General features: G+C 79.6%; 3 protein-coding genes. All 3 read right to left on the bottom strand.

Annotated elements, in window-relative coordinates; genetic code table 11:
* Nucleotides 1-78 precede the first annotated feature (78 nt).
* Genes ACTUAL_RS09670 through ACTUAL_RS09660 form a run of 3 tightly spaced genes read right to left on the bottom strand, consistent with a single transcriptional unit; the run spans nt 79 to nt 2,641 of the window.
* On the bottom strand, nt 79-1,206 hold the full coding sequence (locus ACTUAL_RS09670) for an SLBB domain-containing protein (protein WP_440900022.1): 1,128 nt from the start codon (nt 1,204-1,206) through the stop codon (nt 79-81).
* Complete coding sequence (locus ACTUAL_RS09665; RefSeq protein ID WP_096491852.1) at nt 1,203-1,736, bottom strand: ferric reductase-like transmembrane domain-containing protein; 534 nt, start codon at nt 1,734-1,736, stop codon at nt 1,203-1,205. Before ACTUAL_RS09665 ends, ACTUAL_RS09670 begins: the two co-directional genes overlap by 4 nt.
* Entirely contained in the window at nt 1,733-2,641 is a 909-nt protein-coding gene (locus tag ACTUAL_RS09660; RefSeq protein WP_440900021.1) for an FAD:protein FMN transferase, read from the bottom strand. The genes ACTUAL_RS09665 and ACTUAL_RS09660 overlap by 4 nt, the downstream gene beginning before the upstream one ends.
* Between the last annotated feature and the right edge of the window lie 318 nt (nt 2,642-2,959).

Below are 2,959 nucleotides of genomic sequence, written 5' to 3'. Positions count from 1 at the left end.
GCTCGGCGCACAGCCCGTGCCCGTCGCAGGCCACCGGGTCCACCACCAGCCGCAGCCCGTCCCGCCCCGCCGCCCGGTTCACCGCGCGCCCCCGCACCCGCCCGCGCGGTGCGCGCCCACCGCGAACGCGAACACCTCCAGCGCGCGCGCCGCCCCCCCCACCGCCCCCACCCGGGGCGCGCCCCCCCCCCGCCCCGCGAGCAGCGGCAACCGCCGCGACAACCGTCCCGGCGCCGCCCCGTCCGGCGCGCCCGACCCGCTCAGCCAGCCGGACCCGCTCAGCGCGGCGAAGTCCTCCGCGATCGACGGCAGCCCGAAGCGGCAGGGCCCGCACCGGCCGGTGCTCTCCCCGGACAGCCAGGCCAGCACCCGCGCGGTCTCCCGGACCCCGCACGCGGACGCGCCCAGCGCCGCCACCACGGCCGTCCCGGTCACCGGCGTCGCCCCCGGCCGCACCCACCGCCCGCCACACCCGCCGACCAGCAGCGCCGACAGCTCCTCGGTCCCGCCGCCCGCCAGCTCCACGAGCTGCTCGGCGGTCGCCCCGATCGGCGCCTCGCGCACCCCCGGCTCCCGCACGTCACCGGCCACCGTCACCAGCCGCGTCGCCCGCTCCCGGTACCCGTCGCCACCCCACCGGGCCACCAGCGCCACGTCCGCCAGCGTCTCCGCGTTGTGCACCAGCACCCCGCGCCCCGCCGGTCGCGGCGGCGCCACCACCGGCAGCGCCCGGCCCGTGAGCAGGAAGTTCGCCAGCGCCGACTCCTCGCTCGCCACGTACCCGCCGGGCACGAGCACCAGCCGCACCGGCACCGGGTCCCCGGTCCGCTCGGCCAGCGCCCGCAGCAGCCCGTCCGGCGCGTCGTGCGCCGCCACCACCGCGTCCGGCGCGCCGACCGCCGCCGCCGTCACCACCAGCCCGTCCAGCACCAGGTGCGGGGCCCGCTCCAGCAGGGCCCGGTCCTTGCCGCTGAGCGGGTCGCCCTCGCACCCGTTCGCCACCACCACGCGGGCCCCGACCACCGAGGCCGCCTTCAGGTGCGCGGGGAACCCGCCGCCGCCCCGGCCGACCAGCCCCGCCGCCGCCAGCCCCGCCACGAACGCCTCCCGGTCCGGCGGGAACCGCAGCGGCCCGTGCGCCTCCAGGTGCCCCGCCAGCCCCAGCGCCCGCTCGGGGAGCTTGCGGGCCGCGCCCACCGCGGTCACACCGCTGCCTTCCTCGGCGCGGCCACCCGCCACGCCACCGAGATCCCCACCGCCGCCAGGCACAGCACGTCCAGCAGCACCACCGGCAGCACCCCGCTGTCCACGTCCGCCAGCAGCAGCCCGTGCGCCAGCGCCACCGGCCACAGCGCGTACCCGGCCCAGTGCACCGCCCGCCACACCCGGTGCGGCAGCCGCGTGCGCAGCGCGCTGGTCAGCAGCACCGCCACCAGCAGGTCCAGCGCCACCGCGCCCAGCCCGACCGCCACCGGCCGGTGGCCGGAGGCGAACGGCGCCGCGACCGCCGGGACGTCCACGTGCCCGCCCGCCACCGCCGCGCCCACGTGCACCGCCAGGAACGCCACCGCCAGCAGCGACACCCTGCGGTGCAGGTCGCTCACCGCGAACCGGGGCCAGCGCGCCGACGCGACCCGCCGCACCCCCAGCACGCCCAGGACCACCACCGCCGTCAGCAGCACCAGCGACACCAGACCGGTGGCCCGGCCCGCGAACCACAGCGCCTCCTCGCTCACGCCGCGCTCCTCCCCTCGGCTGGCCAGCCACCGACCTCCACGACCCGCCCGTCCTCGCCGACCAGCCGGGCGTGCAGCCCCCGCTCGGCCAGCCACGCGGGCGCGTCCTCCCCCAGCAGCACCGCGGCGGTGCTCGCCGTGTTCCCCGTCACGCAGTCCACCGCCACCACGCTGGCCGTCCGCCAGCACGGCGCGGGCACGTCCCCGGTGCGCGGGTCGACGATGTGGTGCACCACGCGGCCCGCGCGCTTCCAGCGCCGCCGCACCGTGCCCGACGTGGCCAGCCCACCCGACCGGATCGTCACGATCTGCGACGCGAGCCCCACGTGGTCGTCACCCACGCCTATGTGCCAGCCACCTTCGGGTGGAGTTCCGGCAGTGGCCAGGTCCCCGCCCAGCGACACCAGCACCCCGCAGCCCAGCGCCGCCGACACCGCGCGCGCCGCCCGGTCCGCGCACAGCGCCTTCGCCGTCGCCCCCAGGTCCAGCAGCACCCCGCGCGGCACGACCAGCCGCGACCCGGCCGCGTCGAGGCCCACCCGCCACCAGCCCGGCGCGGGCACCGGCTCCACCGGGCGCGGGTCGATCCGCCTGACCTGCGCGAAGTCCCGGTCGTAGCCCAGCGCGCACAGCGCCGTGCCCACGGTCGGGTCGACCAGCCCGCCGGTCAGCTCCGCCGCCCGCAGCGCCGTGCCGACCGCCTCCGCCAGCAGCGGCGACACCTCGACCGCGCGCCCGGCCGCCCGGTGCACCGCGCTGATCTCCGAGTCCGCCCTGAACCGGCTGCACGCCTCGTCCACCGCCCGCACCTCGGCCCTGACCAGGGCCTCCGCCTCGGCCAGCGGCCCGTCGCCGAGCACGACGACGGCCGTGGTGCCGAGCGCGGGGAACACGGCGGTCCTCACGACGCCCCCGTGCCGGTGTGCGCGCGGCCCCGGCCGGGCTCGGGCGCCGCGCCACCCCAGTCGAGCCCGCGCCGACCGGTCGCGCCGGTGTCCGCAGCGCCGTGTCCCGCAGTGCCATGACCCGCAGTGCCGTTCCCGGCAGTGCCATGACCAGCAGAGCCGTGTCCCGCAGAGCTGTATCCCGCAGTGCCGTACTCCGCAGGGCCGCTACCCGCCGAGCCCGTTCCCGCCGGTCCGGAGCCGATCGCGCCGGGTCCGCCCGCGGTCGCGGAGCCGGTGGTCGCAGAGCCTGCGGTCGCGCCCGAGGGCAGCACCGCG

The organism is Actinosynnema sp. (assembly GCF_052038725.1).
This window is presented reverse-complemented; position numbering and strand designations above follow the sequence as displayed.